Source organism: Aeromonas sp. Y289-2 (genome assembly GCF_027705925.1).
GTDB classification, from domain to species: Bacteria; Pseudomonadota; Gammaproteobacteria; order Enterobacterales; family Aeromonadaceae; genus Aeromonas; species Aeromonas veronii.
On record NZ_JAPDCH010000002.1, the window covers coordinates 344,926 to 362,325 of the forward strand.

At 58.0% G+C, this 17,400-nt stretch carries 15 protein-coding genes and 1 pseudogene; 14 read left to right on the forward strand and 2 right to left on the reverse strand.

The window, feature by feature from the left end; translation table 11 throughout:
- Positions 1-32 precede the first annotated feature (32 nt).
- The 8 genes from rsxA to gloA all read left to right on the forward strand — a co-directional run bounded on the left by rsxA (position 33) and on the right by gloA (position 7,699).
- Positions 33-614: an electron transport complex subunit RsxA gene (rsxA, locus tag OKC43_RS05895; protein ID WP_270658410.1), complete on the forward strand. Its 582-nt coding sequence runs from the start codon at positions 33-35 to the stop codon at positions 612-614.
- Positions 615-616: 2 nt separating this feature from the next.
- Positions 617-1,195, forward strand: coding sequence for an electron transport complex subunit RsxB (rsxB, locus tag OKC43_RS05900; protein WP_040067826.1), 579 nt, complete (start codon positions 617-619; stop codon positions 1,193-1,195).
- Positions 1,196-1,209: 14 nt separating this feature from the next.
- A complete protein-coding gene (gene rsxC, locus OKC43_RS05905; protein ID WP_270658407.1) occupies positions 1,210-3,942 on the forward strand; it encodes an electron transport complex subunit RsxC in 2,733 nt (910 codons plus the stop codon).
- Between the two features lie 11 nt (positions 3,943-3,953).
- On the forward strand, positions 3,954-5,006 hold the full coding sequence (gene rsxD / locus OKC43_RS05910; RefSeq protein ID WP_005337606.1) for an electron transport complex subunit RsxD: 1,053 nt from the start codon (positions 3,954-3,956) through the stop codon (positions 5,004-5,006).
- Positions 5,007-5,049: 43 nt separating this feature from the next.
- Complete coding sequence (gene rsxG / locus OKC43_RS05915; RefSeq protein ID WP_270656667.1) at positions 5,050-5,682, forward strand: electron transport complex subunit RsxG; 633 nt, start codon at positions 5,050-5,052, stop codon at positions 5,680-5,682.
- Positions 5,683-5,697: 15 nt separating this feature from the next.
- On the forward strand, positions 5,698-6,459 hold the full coding sequence (locus OKC43_RS05920; RefSeq protein WP_414627609.1) for an electron transport complex subunit E: 762 nt from the start codon (positions 5,698-5,700) through the stop codon (positions 6,457-6,459).
- Between the two features lie 13 nt (positions 6,460-6,472).
- On the forward strand, positions 6,473-7,114 hold the full coding sequence (gene nth / locus OKC43_RS05925) for an endonuclease III (protein WP_216977950.1): 642 nt from the start codon (positions 6,473-6,475) through the stop codon (positions 7,112-7,114).
- A 171-nt stretch (positions 7,115-7,285) separates the two neighbouring features.
- On the forward strand, positions 7,286-7,699 hold the full coding sequence (gloA, locus tag OKC43_RS05930) for a lactoylglutathione lyase (RefSeq protein ID WP_005347113.1): 414 nt from the start codon (positions 7,286-7,288) through the stop codon (positions 7,697-7,699).
- A gap of 90 nt (positions 7,700-7,789) precedes the next feature.
- On the opposite strand, the gene OKC43_RS05935 is transcribed toward gloA, so the two are convergent.
- The gene (locus OKC43_RS05935) at positions 7,790-8,665 is read right to left on the reverse strand and encodes a flagellar protein MotY (RefSeq protein ID WP_322875127.1); all 876 of its coding nucleotides are present in this window, start codon (positions 8,663-8,665) and stop codon (positions 7,790-7,792) included.
- A 223-nt stretch (positions 8,666-8,888) separates the two neighbouring features.
- Here OKC43_RS05935 and OKC43_RS05940 point away from each other — a divergent pair, with 223 nt between their 5' ends.
- The 4 genes and pseudogenes from OKC43_RS05940 to OKC43_RS05955 all read left to right on the forward strand — a co-directional run bounded on the left by OKC43_RS05940 (position 8,889) and on the right by OKC43_RS05955 (position 12,611).
- Positions 8,889-9,854, forward strand: coding sequence for an autotransporter domain-containing protein (locus OKC43_RS05940; protein WP_270658400.1), 966 nt, complete (start codon positions 8,889-8,891; stop codon positions 9,852-9,854).
- A 623-nt stretch (positions 9,855-10,477) separates the two neighbouring features.
- The gene (locus OKC43_RS05945) at positions 10,478-11,020 is read left to right on the forward strand and encodes a hypothetical protein (RefSeq protein WP_107682335.1); all 543 of its coding nucleotides are present in this window, start codon (positions 10,478-10,480) and stop codon (positions 11,018-11,020) included.
- Positions 11,021-11,106: 86 nt separating this feature from the next.
- A complete protein-coding gene (locus tag OKC43_RS05950; protein ID WP_042056543.1) occupies positions 11,107-11,490 on the forward strand; it encodes a hypothetical protein in 384 nt (127 codons plus the stop codon).
- An 80-nt stretch (positions 11,491-11,570) separates the two neighbouring features.
- A pseudogene (locus OKC43_RS05955) lies at positions 11,571-12,611 on the forward strand (IS481 family transposase).
- Positions 12,612-12,834: 223 nt separating this feature from the next.
- Here the strand turns inward: OKC43_RS05955 and OKC43_RS05960 are convergent.
- The gene (locus tag OKC43_RS05960) at positions 12,835-13,971 is read right to left on the reverse strand and encodes a porin (RefSeq protein WP_139472845.1); all 1,137 of its coding nucleotides are present in this window, start codon (positions 13,969-13,971) and stop codon (positions 12,835-12,837) included.
- Between the two features lie 395 nt (positions 13,972-14,366).
- On the opposite strand from OKC43_RS05960, the gene dinG reads away from it, so the two are divergent.
- Together dinG and OKC43_RS05970 are read left to right on the forward strand one after the other, a co-directional pair.
- On the forward strand, positions 14,367-16,439 hold the full coding sequence (gene dinG / locus OKC43_RS05965) for an ATP-dependent DNA helicase DinG (protein ID WP_270658398.1): 2,073 nt from the start codon (positions 14,367-14,369) through the stop codon (positions 16,437-16,439).
- A gap of 142 nt (positions 16,440-16,581) precedes the next feature.
- On the forward strand, positions 16,582-17,241 hold the full coding sequence (locus tag OKC43_RS05970) for a YccT family protein (RefSeq protein ID WP_201986107.1): 660 nt from the start codon (positions 16,582-16,584) through the stop codon (positions 17,239-17,241).
- Positions 17,242-17,400: the final 159 nt, after the last annotated feature.

The window sequence follows — 17,400 nt, forward strand, 5'->3', positions numbered from 1 at the left end:
CCGGATAACCCGACTTTCAGTGACGGTAATTGATGACTGAGTACCTGCTTTTATTGATCGGCACCGTGCTGGTTAACAACTTCGTGCTGGTGAAATTCCTTGGCCTCTGCCCCTTTATGGGGGTCTCCGGCAAGCTGGAAACCGCCATCGGCATGGGGCTGGCGACCACCTTCGTGATGACCCTCGCCAGTGCCAGCTCCTATCTGGTGGAGCACTATATCCTGCTGCCGCTGGAGATCGCCTATCTGCGCACCCTCGCCTTTATTCTGGTGATCGCCGTGGTGGTGCAGTTTACCGAGATGGTGGTGCGCAAGAGCAGCCCGACCCTCTACCGCCTGCTGGGGATCTTCCTGCCCCTCATCACCACCAACTGCGCGGTGCTCGGGGTGGCGCTGCTGAGCATCAACGAGCGTCATGACTTCGTGCAGAGCGTAATCTACGGCTTTGGCGCCGCCACCGGCTTCTCGCTGGTGCTGATCCTGTTTGCCGCCATGCGCGAGCGTCTGGTCGCCGCCGATGTGCCCGCGCCGTTTCGCGGGGTCTCCATTGCCATGATCACCGCCGGTCTGATGTCTCTGGCCTTTATGGGCTTTACCGGCCTCATCAAGATATAACCATGATCCATATTCTTTTTGCCATTCTGGTGCTGACCCTGCTGGCGCTGGCGTTCGGGATTATCCTGGGCTTTGCCGCCGTCAAGTTTCATGTGGAAGCAGACCCCATCGTCGATCAGCTCGATGCCCTGCTGCCCCAGACCCAGTGTGGCCAGTGCGGCTATCCCGGCTGCAAACCCTACGCCGAGGCGGTTGCCAACGGCGATCAGATCAACAAGTGCGTGCCCGGTGGCGAGGCCACCATGCGCAAGATTGCCGATCTGATGGGGGTCGAGCCCCAGCCGCTGGGGGGCAGTGACGAGGCCGCCGTGCCGGTCAAGAAGGTCGCCTTTATCCACGAAGATCAGTGCATCGGCTGCACCAAGTGCATTCAGGCCTGCCCGGTGGATGCCATCGTCGGCGCCACCAAGGCGATGCATACCGTGATTGCCAACGAGTGCACCGGTTGCGATCTCTGTGTCGATCCCTGCCCGACCGACTGCATCGAGATGATCCCGGTGCCCACCACGGTCGATAACTGGAAGTGGGATCTCAATAACGTGCATGTTCCGGGCAAGATTCCGGTCAAGATAGTGGAATAAACAGCGGAGCAACCATGCATTCCTTACTCGAACGTATCAAAGCCGGCACGCTCTGGGACTTTCACGGTGGCATTCACCCCGCCGACAACAAGCTGCAATCAAGCCAGAGCCCGGTGGTAGACGCCGGTCTGCCGCCACGCCTCATCATTCCGCTGCGCCAGCACGCAGGCCCCGCCGGCGATCTGCTGGTGCAGGTGGGCGACAAGGTCAAGAAGGGTCAGCCGCTGACCCGTTATGCCAAGGGGCGGGTCGTCCCTGTCCATGCCTCCACCTCGGGCACCATCACCGAGATTGGCAACCACACGGTTGCCCACCCCTCCGGGCTCGGCGATCTCTGCGTCATTCTCACCCCCGATGGCGAAGATGAGTGGGGCGAGCGCAATGGCAAACCCGATTACTGGAATCTGGAGCGGGGCGAGCTGCTCGAGCGCATCCAGCAGGCAGGGGTAGCGGGCCTTGGCGGCGCCGTGTTCCCCACTCACAGCAAGCTCGACGGCCGCGGCCAGCTCACCGAGATCCTGATCGTCAACGGGCTGGAGTGCGAACCCTATATCACCACCGATGATCGGTTGATGCAGCAGTACGCCGACGAGATCATGGATGGCATCCGGGTGCTCAAGCACCTGCTCAAACCGAAACTCACCCTGATCGGGGTGGAAGACAACAAGCTCGAGGCGATCGAGCAGCTGACCCACCACGCCACCGATGAAGATGTGCTGGTCAAGACGGTGCCGACCAAGTACCCCTCGGGCGGTGCCAAGCAGACCATCGAACTGCTCACCGGCCGTCAGGTGCCCAAGGGGGGCCGCGCGGTCGATATCGGCATCATGGTGCTCAACGTCGCCACCGTGTTTGCCATCAAGCGCGCCATTATCGACGGCGAGCCGCTGATCGAGCGGATCGTCACCCTTACCGGCGACAGCTTCAAGAAGCCCGGCAACGCCTGGGTGCGCCTCGGTACGCCGGTGCGCTGGCTGTTGCAGCGTTTCGAGCTGCAACCGGAAGCAGAGCAGCGGGTGATCATGGGGGGCCCCATGATGGGCTTTACCCTGCCCCACGCCATGGTGCCTGTGGTCAAGGCCACCAACTGCCTGCTGGCGCCGACGCAGGCTGAACTGCCCGCCCCCGGCCCGGAGCAACCCTGCATCCGTTGCAGCGCCTGTGCCGACGCCTGCCCGGCCACCCTGCTGCCGCAAGAGCTCTACTGGTACAGCCGGGCCAAGGAGTATGACAAGGCCGAGAAGCTCAACCTGATGGACTGCATCGAGTGCGGCGCCTGCGCCTGGGTCTGCCCCAGCGAGATCCCGCTGGTGCAGTACTACAAGATCGCCAAAGACGACATTCGCGAAGCCCGTGCCGAGGCCGAAAAAGCCGAGCGCGCCAAGCAGCGTTTCGAGGCCAAGCAGGCCCGTTTCGAGCGAGAGAAAGCGGCCCGTGAAGCGCGCCATGCCGAAGCCGCCGCCCAGCGCCGTCAGACCATGACGGCCGCAGGCGGGGAAGATCCGGTGGCGGCCGCCCTGGCTCGTATCAAGGCCAAGCAGGATGCCCCCATCACCGCCATTACCGCCACCGCCGAGGGCTTGCCTGACAACAGCGCCGTGATTGCCGCCCGCGAAGCCCGCAAACGGGAAGCGGAGGCGCGCCGCGCCGCCAAACTGGCGGAAAGCGCAAACAGCGAAACAGCCGCTGCGCCGCAATCCACCGAGGCGGTTGACCCCGCCAGCGATCCCAAGAAAGCAGCCATCGCTGCCGCACTGGCCCGCGCCAAGGCCAAGAAAGCCGCTCAGGCTGGCGATAGCGCCGAGCCTGTGACTGCCGAAGCCGTTGCTGCGCCTGCGGTAGATGCTGATCAGCAAAAGGCAGAGATTGATCCGAAAAAAGCGGCGATTGCCGCCGCCATCGCCCGTGCCAAAGCTAAAAAGGCCGAGGCGAATGGTGAACCGGTAAGCGCTGCCAACGGCACCGCAGCCGAGGCAGACATCCAAAGCGATGCGCCCGTCGATCCCAAGAAAGCTGCAATTGCTGCCGCCATCGCTCGTGCCAAGGCCAAGAAGCTGGCCCAGCAGAGTGACAGCGCTGAGGGCGATCTGACTGCAAACGCAGGCACCAGCGAAACGGCTGCAACCCAAAACGATGCGCCATCTGGGGCCAGCGAAGCGGTCGATCCCAAGAAAGCGGCTATCGCCGCTGCCATTGCCCGCGCCAAGGCCAAAAAGCTGGCCCAGCAGGGCGAAAGTGCCGGTGCTGAAGGCGCGCAGAGTGAGCCAGCTGCCAGCGCACAGACCCGCGACATGACGGTAGCCAAGAGCGAAGTAACCACCAGCCAAAGCGATACGGCTGCAAGCGAAGCGGTCGATCCCAAGAAGGCCGCTATCGCCGCAGCCATCACCCGTGCCAAGGCCAAAAAGCTGGCCCAGCAGAGCGCAAGTACCAGTGCTGAGGTAGAAAATGCCGGTGCTGGGGTAGAGAGTACCGCTACTCAGGTAGACAGGGCCGGAGCTGAGGGTGAGCGCGCACCGGCCGAGCCGATGCAAAGCGATGCCGCCAGCAGTGAGCAACCACTTGCCGTCACTGCCGTGCCTGAAGCGAACGCCCCTGCGGCTGATGCCCCGGTTGATCCGAAAAAAGCGGCCATTGCAGCCGCGGTGGCCCGCGCCAAGGCGAAGAAGCTGGCGGCCGAGGCAGCCAGAGCCGCAGAGAGTGCCGCTGAAGATGCCCCGTCAGCCGACCGAACAACCACAAGGTAATCGACAGACTCATGTTCAATATTGCGACTGCGCCGTTTGCCCATAACCGCAAACAGACCCGAACCCTGATGCTGCTGGTGATCCTGGCCTGCGTGCCGGGCTTGCTGGCCCAGACCTGGTTCTTCGGCTGGGGCTCCTTTATCCAGATCCTGCTGGCGTTGGTGACCGCGCTGCTGTGCGAGGCGCTGGTGCTCAAGCTCCGTGGCCGCGCCATCAAGCCGGCCCTGATGGATGGCAGTGCGGCGCTCACCGCCGTGCTGATCGGTCTCTCCCTGCCGCCGCTGCTGCCATGGTGGATGCTGGTGGTGGGCACGGCCTTTGCCATCATCGTCGCCAAGCACCTTTACGGCGGACTGGGCCAGAACCTGTTCAACCCGGCCATGGTTGCCTATGTGCTGCTGCTGGTCTCCTTCCCGGTGCAGATGACCAGCTGGCTGCCGCCGGAGAGCGTGCGCGCCTACAGCCTCGGCTTTGGTGATGCGGCGTCGGTGATCTTCACCGGCTTTAGCCTCGACGGCTACAGCATGGCCCAGCTCAAGCAGGGGGTGGATGGTCTCACCATGGCGACTCCGCTCGATACCCTGAAAACCGGCCTGACTCAGGGGCTCACCACCGGCGAGATCCTGAGCGGCCCGCTGTTTGAGGGTTGGGGCGGCATCGGCTGGAGCTGGGTCAACCTCGGCTACCTGCTGGGCGGCCTGTTCCTGCTGCAACAGAAGGTGATCAACTGGCGCATTCCCACCGCGATTCTCGGTGCCCTGCTGGCGGCCTCCACCATCGGCTATCTGGTGAGCCCGGATGCAACCGCCACGCCCATGTTCCATCTCTTTAGCGGCGCGACTATGCTGGGGGCCTTCTTTATCGCCACCGATCCGGTCAGTGCCTGCACCACGCCGCGCGGCCGACTGGTCTATGGCGTGCTGATCGGGGTGCTGGTCTACATCATCCGCCGCTTTGGCGGCTATCCGGATGCGTTCGCCTTCGCCGTGCTGCTGGCCAACCTTTGTGTGCCGTTTATTGACAGCCTGACTCGCCCGAAAGTGTATGGAGCCCGTCGCCAATGATGTTTCTGCCCTTTTCCCCCATCACAGCTGACGGAGCCCGGACATGTTAAAGAGCATGCGCAAGAACGGCCTTATTCTGGCGATGTTCGCGCTCGGCTGTACCGCGCTGGTGGCACTGACCAACGAGCTGACCAAGGATAAAATCGCCCACCAGCAGCAGCTGGAGAAGCAGCAGACCCTCTCGGTATTGCTGCCAGAGGGGAGCTATGACAACGATCTGGTGGCCAGCTGCAAACAGGTGACCAGCAGGAAGTATCTCGGCAGCGATCAGCCGCAGGCCCTCTATACCGCCAGCAAGAATGGCGTGGTAACGGGCTATGCGCTGGAGGCGATCGCGCCGGATGGTTACAGCGGAGCGATCCGCATCGTGGCGGGCTTTGATACCAAAGGCACCATCACCGCCGTGCGCGTGCTCGCTCACAACGAGACCCCGGGCCTCGGTGACAAGATCGAGCTGAAGAAATCGGACTGGATCAACAGCTTTGCCGGAAAATTCCTGACCCATGACAACGAGCCCCAGTGGGCGGTGAAGAAGGATGGCGGCGAGTTTGATGCCTTTACCGGCGCCACCATCACCCCGCGAGCCGTGGTCAAGGCAGTGAAGAACCTGCTGAAACTGCAGCAGGAGCAACCCGAACTGCTCAGCAACGCCCCGGCTTGTCCGGCGGCGAACTAACGGAGTCGAGCCATCATGAACCAGATGGAACAGATTGAAACGGGCGCAACCCCGATTGCCGAGCTGGAAAGCCGCAAGGGCGAGCTCAAGGAGCTGATGAGTCAGGGGCTGTGGAAGAACAACCCCTCGCTGGTGCAGGTGCTGGGCCTCTGCCCGACCCTCGCCGTCTCCTCCACCTTTACCAATGCGCTGGGGCTGGGCCTTGCCACCATGGCGGTGCTGGTCTGCTCCAACCTCGCCGTCTCGCTGGTGCGCAACTGGGTGCCGAAGGATATTCGCATCCCGGTCTATGTGATGATCATCGCCTCGCTGGTGACCAGCGTGCAGCTGCTGATGAACGCCTACACCTATGGCCTCTATCAGGCACTCGGCATCTTTATCGCCCTGATCGTCACCAACTGCGTCATCATCGGCCGCGCCGAGGCCTATGCCTCCAAGAATCCGCCGCTGCTGGCGGCCCTCGACGGCCTGATGATGGGCCTTGGTTTTACCCTGGTGCTGCTGGTACTGGGTGGCATGCGCGAGATCATCGGCATGGGCACCCTGTTTGATGGCGCCGAGCTACTGCTGGGCGAGTGGGCCAAATCCCTGCGCATCGAGCTGTTCCACGCCGATGCAAGCCTGCTGCTGGCGATTTTGCCGCCTGGCGGCTTTATCGGGCTGGGGCTGCTGATCGCCGCCAAGAACGCCATCAACGACTGGCGGGACCGCAAACAGGCCGCTACCATAGCCCACTGCAACGTTGCCCCGGCCCGCGTCCGGGCGACCGAGCTATGATCGGACGCAAGGCATGAACAACCAGAAACGCAGAGAGATCCTCGAGCGACTGCGGGAAAACAACCCCCACCCCACCACAGAGCTCAACTTCAACTCGCCATTCGAGCTGTTGATTGCCGTGCTGCTCTCGGCGCAGGCGACCGATGTCAGCGTCAACAAGGCGACCGACAAGCTCTATCCGGTGGCCAACACCCCGCAAGCGATGCTGGATCTCGGGGTTGAGGGGCTCAAGGAGTACATCAAGACCATTGGCCTCTTCAACACCAAGGCCGAGAACGTCATCAAGACCTGCGCCATCCTGCTGGAGCGCCATGGCGGCGAGGTGCCGGAGAACCGCGAAGCGCTGGAAGCCCTGCCCGGCGTCGGCCGCAAGACCGCCAACGTGGTCCTCAACACCGCCTTTGGCTGGCCCACCATCGCTGTCGATACCCATATCTTCCGGGTATCGAACCGCACTGGTTTTGCGGTGGGCAAGAACGTGGATCAGGTGGAGGAAAAGCTGCTCAAAGTGGTACCCGCCGAGTTCAAGCTGGATGTCCACCACTGGCTGATCCTGCACGGGCGTTACACCTGTCTGGCTCGCAAGCCCCGTTGTGGTTCCTGTATCATCGAGGACTTGTGCGAATACAAAGAGAAGGTCTATCCAGAGAGCTGAATGACTGGGCGCCACAACCGTCCTACCTGTCTCGCTCGCAAACATCCACTGCAGTGGTTCCTGTATCATTGAGGACTTGTGCGAATACAAAGAGAAGGTCTATCCAGAAAGCTGATAGCCTCGCAACCGAGATTGAAAGCAGTACACATCACCAACCCGGAGAACTGAGCAATGAGAATTCTGCATACCATGCTGCGTGTCGGCGATCTGCAACGCTCCATCGACTTCTACACCCGCGTCCTTGGCATGAAGCTGCTGCGCAAGAGCGAGAACAGCGAGTACAAATACACCCTGGCTTTCGTCGGTTACGGTGACGAGAAGGATGAAGCGGTGATCGAGCTGACCTACAACTGGGGGGTGAGCGAGTACGAACTGGGCTCTGCCTACGGCCATATCGCGCTGGAAGCGGACGACATCTATGCCACCTGCGACGCCTTGCGCGCCGCCGGTGCCAAGATCACCCGCGAACCGGGCCCGGTCAAGGGCGGCACCACCGTCATCGCCTTCGTCGAAGATCCGGACGGTTACAAGATTGAGCTGATTGCCAAGAAAGATGCCGGTACCGGCCTGGGTGACAGCTTCTAAGCTATCCGACTCCCGCTGCCGAATGGCAATGGCAGGATCAAAAAAGAGCGCAGATGCGCTCTTTTTTATGCCTCTTTGCCGGGGACAGCGCTAGATCTCGCCATTGCGCCCCATGCTGATCACCACCCGCCGGTTCTTGGCACGCCCCTGTTCGGTTTCGTTGGAGGCGACGTGCTGCTTCTCGCCATGCCCCTCCACCGAGATCTTGCCGGGATCTATCCCCAGATCGACAAACACCTTCTTGATGGCATCGGCCCGCTTCTCGGAGAGTTTCAGGTTCGGCCAGCGGCCGCCATAGCTGTCGCTGTAGGCGTCTATCACCACCACGTCGATGCTCTTGTCCGCCTTGATAAACTCGCTGATCATCGCCAGCCGCCGCTTGGAGGGGATGGAGAGCTGATCGCTGTTCTTGTCATAGGTAAGCACGCTAAAGGCGATATCGTTGAAGCTGTAGGGCAAGAGCCCGCTCAGACAGTCTATAAAAGCCTGATATTTGACCCGAAAGTTGACTGACGACAGCGATACACGCACCGCGCGGTTCTGGCGATACCAGTCCCGATACTGGAAGGTCGGCATGCGCCCCCCCTCCAGCTCGTCGAGCATGGTCCAGGCGGTTTGCCCCTCCACCAGCCCATCGAACTGCTGATAGAAGCGCAGTTGACTCACTTCTCGCCCGGCTATCCCCGGGCGCCATACCGGCGGCATGATGCCAAGACTCACCGTCTGGGTCTGGGCCTGTGGCCGCTTGCCCTTGAGCTCAAAGTCGAGGTTGATCTTGCGCCCGGCACGACTGACAAAAGCCCCCGTTCCCCAGTTGGGAATAGGGTGCTCGAGGCGACACTCAATCTGGGTATCGGAGGTCAAACGCCAGACGGATTGATCCAGACCGGCACCAAATTCGGTGACCCCAGCCTTTAACTGCATACTCACGGATATGCTGACCAACCCCAACACCCAAGCGTTCAATTGCTTGTCCTCCACACGATCTCACAAGAGATATCGGCGGCAAGAGGCCAAGCTTTAGCGACAAACTGCAAAGGCGTGCCGTTGGTGTGGCAAAGGCTTGCCCCTCAGCGGCAACCGACCGCAAGTGGCGCCTATTCCCCCCTCTTAGCTCCGTGCCAACCGGCGGGAAGCTCACTACAGTAAAACTAGGGCAATCAGACGCCACTTATCGGGAACCACACTCATGCACCGCTCTTGCTCCTCTTTATTGCAGATGTTGTTGCCAATGCTGCTGGCGCTATCCGGCAGCACCGTCAAGGCCGCAACACAGGATCAGGAGTGGGCACAGGAGCGCGCCAATGCGGTGCTTTCGCTGATGACCTTCACCGTGGTGCCCGACATCACCGCCAGCAACCTCGATATCGGCAGCGGCACCAATCAATCTGCCGCCCTTAACATGACCCAGATCGGTGGCGGCGCCACCATGAGCGAAGCCATGCCCATCTATCTGGAAGGGGCGATCGGCTTTAGCCGCTACGATCCCCAGTTTGTGGTGAGCAACGGCACCGAGAGCCGCACCCTCCCGACCAAATGGAACAGCCTGACCGCTTCAGGCGGGATCGGCTGGGATATAACCCTCCATGAAGACCCGCGCGGTGGCCACTGGGTGCTGCGCCCCATCGCCAACGTCTCGCTCGGTACCATGGCCAGCGATCTGCGGATCGGCAACTGGCTGCTGGAGCGCACCAAGGGCTACTCGCTGGATTTTCTCGATGGTGGGCAGCTCAATATGTACGGACTGGGAGGCTCGCTGATGCTCGACTACGAGCTCTTTTCAAAGGTGCAGGATATCGATATCGAAGTGCGCTACTCCTACCAGCACCTGCAGAGCTTTGGCGGTACCTCGACCAGCGTCCGTGGTCACGCAGAGGCGGAGAACCTCGGTCTCTATCTGCGCCGCCGGGCCCCGCTATTCCACTGGACCCTGCTCGACAGACCGGTGCGCTATGTACTGGAGGGGGCTCATACCGCATATCTGGGGGAACAGCGGGGGTTGCTTGGCTTTGACTCCCTCAACTCCATCGGCGCCGGTCTGGAGCTGGACAGCAGCAAGTACGACATCATAGTCACCCGCACCCGGCTGGTTGCCCGCTATATGTTCAGCCACAACACCAGCGGTTATTCCATCGGGTTGGCCATGAGTTTCTAAGTCGTTATTTTTGCCTGCCAAGAGTGGGCAATCCTCAGGAAAAGTACATGAACACTCCAGATAATTACGCCCTATTGACGGAGGGTTTATTTATTCTGTCCTTTTCATATGCCTCACCACCCAGTCATATCAGGTAAAAATATCTTCCTGCTGGTAGGCTAATTTCCCCCTCGCACACAGAATATTGGAGTTTTTTGTCTGTGTATTTACGGCGCGCAATGGCTGATTGGTCCTGTGATGTCGCCAGCCTGTGCCCGCTTGCAACAGGAAAAATACCAAACGCCCGACATCACTGACCGATGGCCAACCTTATCGATGCCCATAAGGAACCAACCCGGAGGTCCCCCATCATTTTCACAGTGACTTGAGTCGCTCCTAACTCATTGTTTTAAATGATTTATAGTTTTTCATATTTTATGAATCCAATTAATCCTGTTTTATTTTACTTACATCACCCGACTGCTAAATTTGGCGTCATCCCGGCAGGACGAGGCGCACTGAAACGACTGACTGCGGGCTACCGATAACAGGTGTGCAATGAGCACAGAAATAACGTTCAGGCATAGCAACCGTTATTTTGACGACATCACACTTGCTGATCCTTGTTGATTTGAGGTTATCTGATGAAAAAAACGCTGCTTGCTCTCTCTGTATTGGTCATGACCGGAACCGCATATGCAGGGGTGCCTGATTTATCCGCCAGCTGTCCTGGACATATTAATCTTCGCGTCGAAGATGGCACGGCTTATATCAATAGCCAGCAAGTTCCACTTAAAAAAGTGAATTCAAATTTCTACGAGGCGAGCAAGGGGCGCACCACCCTCTCCATGGTGAAAAATGGCGACTGGGGCATCACCTATTTTGTCAAAAATGGCGACAGCGGCGCCTGCCAGCTCAATGACGATGAGAACGATGACGACGGCGATGATAATGAAATCGCCAGTAGCAGTGCCTACAACGGCAGCACTGCACAAACCAAGGTTGCCGAGAACGCCTGCATGAACGCCGTCGCCAGAAAAGCGGGCGTCAGCCGCAGCAAACTGACCCTCGACTATGTGGCCGACTCCCAGGCGGGGATGATGATTGACATCAAAGGGCCCCATGACCGGCTCTGGCACTGCCTCACCGACGCCCGCGGCCATATTTCTGGCATCAATCAGGACTGATTTCGAGCCACGGCTCAACGGGGCCCACACCGACCGTGGGGCTCCACCCCTTATCCATTGCAATTATTTGATACAGGTAAATGAAGATGAAATCCAAACAGACTCTGCTCAATGTCGCCCTCGGTTGCCTGCTGGCGGTCGGTATCTCCGGCTGCGCCGTGGCCAAAACCCATCACGGCCACAAGACCCATGCCCAAGCGCACGCTCAGGAAGGGGCCGTGCAGTATGGCGACGAGAGCCCGTGGGCTGGCAACTATAAAGCCGTTACTGACGATGGCCGCACCGTGGCCGAAATTCACGTCGATACCACAGGGGAAACCTATATCGATGGCAATCAGGTCAAACCGAGCCACAGCGGCAGCGACTACCTGAAATTCAAGCAGGAGACCATCACTTACACCCTGCGCAAAAGCGGCGCCAGCTGGAAAGACAGCGATGCCGGCACCAGCGGCCGCATCCTGTTCGATTGATAATCCCGACACCGGCCTTGCCAGACACCAAGCCCCGCCAAGGGGCTTTTTTGCACCTGCAAAATACTATCAGCCTCTGCATGACCACCAACGAGAAAGTAGCACGTCGCAAACTCAGCCTGCTAGCGCTCGCCAAAGAGCTCAATAACGTCAGCAAAGCCTGCAAACTCATCGGCTACAGTCGTCAGCAGTTCTACGAAATTCGCCGTAATTTCCAGACCTATGGCGCCGAGGGATTGCTCGACAAATTGCCCGGCTGCAAAGGGGCTCATCCCAATCGGGTCGCTCCCGAGATTGAACAGGCCACCCTCGATTACTCCCTCACCAGACCAGCTCATGGCCCGCTGCGAGTCGCGCAAAAACTGGCTCTGCAAGGCATCAATGTCAGTGCGGGCGGTGTGCGTGGCGTGTGGCAACGGCACGACTTGCTCTCCAAACACGACCGTTTGTTGCGCCTCGAGAAAACCCATAGGGAACAAACCATTGAGCTCAATGACGAGCAAATTCGCCTGCTCGAACGCTTTAGTCCCGAGTTCCGCGAACGCCAGATAGAGGTTCATTACACCGGGAACTGGTGGCGATCGACACCTTCTTCGTTGGCGCGCTCAAGGGGGTTGGTAAGGTGTATCTGCAAACCGTGCTGGACTGCTATAGCCGCCACGCCTGGGGGCGGCTCTACACCAGCAAGCTGCCGGTGACCTCGGTTCATGTGCTCAATGAAACGGTGCAGCCGTTTTTCGAGGCCCACGAGGCGCGGGTCTATACCATCCTGTCGGATAACGGGCGCGAGTTCTGTGGGCGCCCTGACCACCATCCCTACGAGCTTGCTCCTGCAACTGGAGGGAATTGAGCACCGAACCACCAAGGTGCGCAGGCCGCAGAGCAACGGCTTTATCGAACGGCTGCATCGCACACTGCTGGATGAACACTTCCTTATCAAGGGGAGAACGACCTGGTATGAGTTGGTAGAGCAGATGCAGACAGACCTGGATAGCTACCTGGAGCACTACAACACCCAACGGCCACATCAGGGCAGGATGATGGAGGGGCAAACCCCCTACAACATGTTCAAGAAGGGTCTGAAATTGATACCGAAGGAAGTGCGCACTAAAGTAGCGTAAACAAGACACCGATTTGAGGCCGGTGTCAGGTGATAACTAGATCTGTACAAATTAACCGAGACCGGCAATTTGCCAACTATCACTAGAAATTACAATCCGGCGATTCACCAGAACTCCGTTACGCAATAGCAATGCAGCCAAAAAGAAAATGGCCGAGATATCATCTCGGCCATTCGTAGCCTGGTCAAAGACTCAAGCCAGGATATTACTCATGTGCAACTTATTAGAAGTTGTACTGCATACCGAATTCAAACTGGTCGTCTTTTTCACCAGCATTTTCGATTGCATAGTTAGCGTAAGACTTCAGATTGCCAGTAAATGCATATTCAACACCGAGTACTACACGGTCAAAAATATCGGCATAACCAGCACTCTTACCAGTATAAGTTGCTTCGCTTTCTAGGAAGTTATAGCCAGCAAGCAACTTCCAAGCATCGATGGTATAAGAACCGGCGATTTCATAACCACGAGCTTTCATGCTTTCATCTGCATAAGACTCAATCTTGGATTGGTTATACATGGCACCAACGTAGAAGGCATCGTACGCATAAGACGCGCCCAGAGCCCAATCTTCTTTAGATTTGGCGCGAACAATCTCATCACCAAGAGTAACAACGACACCGTCAGCAAGGCTTCCTGCGGTCACATCTTCAAACTTCTTGTCTTGGTAACTCGCACCAAAACCAAAGCCGTTGGTGAAGTTATAACCAGCGCCGACCGCATAACCGTTTTTCAGGCCCGCGTCATTAGCATTGTTCTGACCACCTGCTGTGGTGTTAATACCAACTTGCTCATCAGATGAATAGGAGCTGTTGTGGCTGATGTAGGAAGCATTAAAGAAAGCGCCATCCCATGCACCACGATAAATCACTTGGCCTTCTTGACGACCGTCGTCCAAGTTGCCTACGTTGCCCAACTCTTCGAAGATATCGGCACGGTCACGAACACCCCATTTAGCAGCGGTATCAGTCTGACCAAACAGGAATTGACCGTACTGGGAACCATCAAAACCGGCAAAAACATGACGCGAAGCGAACTGTTTATCATCAGCACCTGAGTTTTCTGATTCGACCTGCCACTCACCCATGGCCAGAGCAGACCATGTATTATTCAGTGCGACCTTACCACTCAGCCCCATACGGGCATAGGTGTTGACCTCGCCCTTCTTGGTTTGAAACTGATCCTTTACAAAGCTATTTTTAGTCGTATCAAAACTCGCGCTGTCTTCCTCACCTTGATAGCGAGCATGCACGCGACCGTTCACATCAAATTTGGCGCCATCTTTGTCATACACGGTAGCAGCGTTGGCTGCGGAAGCGAACAGAGCCGGAATAGCAATAGCCAGAATTGTCTTTTTCATAGTTTCCAATGCCTACTGTAATTAAACACTAAGTTGTTGTTATTCCCTGTGTTAGCGATGTTCTTTGCATCACTATGCCGCCGAGACTAGCACCGGATTTTTTGAACCGCAATGAAAAAACTTGGAACTTTTTACGGAAATCATAGTCATGGAGGCAAAAATGTGAGCCAAGTCTCACCTGACAGCAAGGCAAAAGGAAAACGTTTACAATGAATCCTGCTGATTATTTGGACTCAAATAGTCTATTTTGCATGCAAGCAACGCTAACTACCTGATAAACAACCAAAGTGGTCTGAACAGCGTAAAACTGCCGTGATAATGGCTGCTGCCTCGACCTCACCAAGGGGTTGCGGGTATCCTTGTCCTTCGATTAACCCCTAACTGGCCTTCTCTTCATGCTCTCTACTCGCCTCAAAGCAACCATTCGTCAAACCTATCGCCAGATTTCGGATGGATTACCCGGTTTTGTGCCGCGCAAAGAGCAGAACTTTCTGGTGGCCGAGATAGCCAAAACCCTGACCGGCGAGTACGACAAACAGCGCCGTATTCTGGTGGCCGAAGCGGGCACCGGTATCGGCAAGTCTCTTTCTTATGCGCAGGGCGCCATCCCGGTGGCGCGGCTCACCCAGAAGAAGCTGGTGATCTCTACCGCCACCGTGGCCCTGCAAGAGCAGCTGATCCACAAAGACCTCCCTTTTTACCACCGCCACAGCGAGCTACCGTTTCGCTTTATGCTGGTCAAGGGGCGTCAGCGCTACTGCTGCGAGCATCTGCTGGAGCAGGCAGCCAGTGGCGCCGAGATGGCCAACTTCGAGCTCGACTTTGGCAGTCTGAGCAAATCCAAACCATCTGACAGCGACAAAGATCGCTACCAGGCCCTGTGGCAGGCCTACACCAATGGCAAGTGGGACGGGGATCGGGACAACTGGCCGGAGCCCATTCCCGACACTTGCTGGGATCGCATCGCCGCCGACCGCCACACCTGCAACAAGGCGCTGAGCCATCACCAGCACTGCCCCTTTCATCGCGCCCGCAACGACATGGAGAGCGCCGATGTGCTGGTCGTCAACCATGCGCTACTGCTCTCCGATCTCACCATGGGCGGCGGCATCATTCTGCCGCCCCCTGATGAGTGCATCTATGTGCTGGATGAGGCCCATCACCTGCCCACCATCGCCCGGGATCACGGCGCGGCGTCGGCCAGCGTCAAAGGCTCGCGTCGCTGGCTGGAGAAGCTGGTACAAAGTGCAGGCAAGCTGGCGCGGACGCTTAATAAGGAGAGCCTGCTCGACCCCCAACTCAAACTGCAGGATGCACTGGCCTCCATCCAGCCCGACCTGAAGGCGGTCGAGCAGTGGCTCAGCGCCAACGATCGGCTGTTTGGCACAGACCCCCACTACCGCTTCGCCGAAGGGGTATTGCCGGATCCCCTGCCCATGCTGGCGGAGAATCTCAAGGAGTCGAGCAAGAAGGCGCTGCGGGCGCTGGATCGGATGCAGGGAGCAATCGGTGAAGCGCTGAAAGATGGCGAGATCCGCCGCAAGGAGGCCGAACCCCTGCTGGCCGAGAGCGGTTTTCATCTGCAGCGGCTGGAGAGTTTCTGCGCCCTCTGGGAGATGCTGGGGCGCCATGTTCCGACCGGCAAAACCCCGCTCGCCCGCTGGATGGCCAAGAGCGATGACGGCGATATCTGGCTGCACGCCTCACCGATTGAGGTAGGCTATTTGCTGGAGGAGTGGCTCTGGTCGAAATGTCTGGGAGCCGTACTGGTCTCCGCAACCCTCACAGCACTCTCTTCCTTTAGTTATTTTCGCCATCAGGTGGGGCTCAAGGAGCACGACGGTACCCGCTATCTGCGCCTGCGCTCCCCCTTTGATTATCAGAAAGCCGAGCTCTATCTGCCCAAGATGGAGCACGAACCCAACTCGCCGGCCTTTACCAACGAACTCATCAGCGTGCTGCCACGTATTCTTGCGGGCAAGGAGGCGAGTCTGGTGCTCTTCTCCTCCTACCGCCAGATGAATGAGGTGGCTGTTGGCTTGCGAGCCAAGGGACTATCACTGCTGGTGCAGGGGGAAGCCTCCCGCAATGCCCTGCTCACCCTGCACAAACAAAAGTGCGATGGCGGTCAGGCCAGCATTCTGTTTGGTACCGGCAGCTTCTCGGAGGGGCTGGATCTGCCGGGTCACTACCTTACCAATCTGGTCATCACCAAACTCCCCTTTGCGGTGCCCAACTCACCGGTCGAGGAGGCTACCGCCGAATGGGTAGAGCAGCGAGGGGGGAACCCGTTTCTGCAACTGACGGTGCCAGAAGCATCGCGCAAACTGATCCAGGCCTGTGGCCGCCTCATCCGCAAAGAGGCAGATCGGGGGCGGGTTACCATTCTTGACCGACGTCTGCTGACCAAACGTTATGGCAAGGGGTTGCTCGACGCCCTCCCCCCGTTTACACGGCGGATCGAATAAATAAGTCGGTCGCTATTGATAAACAAACTGACAGCAGCGCGAACATCGACCACCAGAAAGAGCCATTGCCGCAGTAGGCCAAACCTGTAAAAATAAGCCCCTGTTTTCAGTGGGCAATCGCCTGACTGTTCAAGGAGATGAAATGAAACTGACTGTTCTGGTACCGGCGCTGGCTGGTCTGTTGTGGGCCGGTAGCGCCCTTGCTGATGCCCAATTGGAAGTGACCACCCCGTATGTCGTCCAGCTGATCGATGGTCAAGCAATTAATCCCTCATTACTCGATAACACCAAAAAGTTTCCACTTAGCGTTGGTAAACATCAGCTCGTGGTTGCATTTGAAGGCAATTATTCTAATCGAGACGAAATCAAGCTGGTGACCGCCGAGCCGCTGGTGCTGAACTTCACCGCCGCCGACAACCAGCAACTGGTGCTGGACTATAAAAAGCCCCGCAACGAAGCAGAAGCCAAACAGTTCCTGAAGGATCAGAAAGTCACGCTGAAAGACAAGGTCACAGGCCAGCAAGTGAGCAGCGAACAGTTCGTGATGCCGAAAGTAGAAGGCTTCCAGCTGACCCGTGACTATCAGCAAGAGCTGATCAACATGGGTAAAGCCTTCAACCAGCCCAAAGCGGTTGCCGTCTCCTCTGCTGCCGTGATGGCTGCCGCCAGCGCACCGGTTCAGGTTGCCCCCAGCAAGGCTCAAAGCAATCCGGAAGCCCTGACCCAGTTGCAAAACTGGTACAACAAGGCAGATGCTGAAACCCGCAAAGCCTTCCAGATCTGGGTTATCCAGCAGCAATAAGCCGGGCTGGGATATTGACTGAAAGGGGAGCCAAGCTCCCCTTTTCCATATCCTGCGGTCTCACTCACGACGCGTCTTGATTTATGCGCTGCCACTTCCCCTTTATATAGGGATTACATATATGGATTCATCTGCAGATTTCATATATAGAAAGCGCCA